The sequence below is a fragment of the Actinomyces sp. S6-Spd3 genome (genome assembly GCF_000758755.1).
Lineage (GTDB): Bacteria > Actinomycetota > Actinomycetes > Actinomycetales > Actinomycetaceae > Pauljensenia.
In genome coordinates this window covers 1-603 of the sequence record NZ_JRMV01000069.1, presented here as the reverse complement: position 1 = coordinate 603, position 603 = coordinate 1, and the positions used below count along the sequence as shown (strand labels likewise).

Genomic DNA, 603 nt, shown 5'->3' with positions numbered 1-603 from the left:
TACCCTGCACGGTGGCTCCGCACAGGTAGATGCCAACCTCGCCCTCGTGAACGGGCTTCAGTGGCTGGAGGGAACGGCTTTTGGTGTCGTAAAGATGAAGATTCACGCCCCTAGCCTACCCAGCCTGCGCGCATGGGGCATAACGTTTTCAACGCGCGGCGTTAAACTGGCCCCATGACTTCGCTTTTACCTATTCGCACCGGTATTGGTTTTGACACGCACGCTTTTGCGCCCGCAGATTCGGGACGGAAGATGATGATGGCGTGCCTTGAATGGCCCGGCGAGGTTGGCTTGGAAGGCCATTCCGATGCTGACGTTGCCGCGCACGCGTGCTGCGATGCTTTACTTGCGGCGGCAGGCCTGGGCGATCTGGGAACAAACTTTGGCACGTCAAGACCAGAGTGGTCGGGCGCGAGCGGCGAGGTGCTCCTACGCGAAACGGTACGCCTGGTAGAGCAGGCTGGTTACGCGATTGTGAACGTGTCCGTGCAAATCATCGGGGAGCGCCCGCGCATCGGGGCTCGTAGGTCCGAGGCGGAACAACGCATGAGCGAGGTTGTTGGAGCTCCGGTAAGTTTTGGCGCTTCAACCACCGACAAGCTT

At 60.0% G+C, this 603-nt stretch carries 1 protein-coding gene; it reads left to right on the top strand.

Annotation, left to right across the window (positions count from 1 at the left end; genetic code table 11):
* Nucleotides 1–174: 174 nt before the first annotated feature.
* Nucleotides 175–603, top strand: a 429-nt coding sequence (ispF, locus tag HMPREF1627_RS00450; RefSeq protein ID WP_034500033.1) for a 2-C-methyl-D-erythritol 2,4-cyclodiphosphate synthase, incomplete at its 3' end; no start/stop codon positions are given.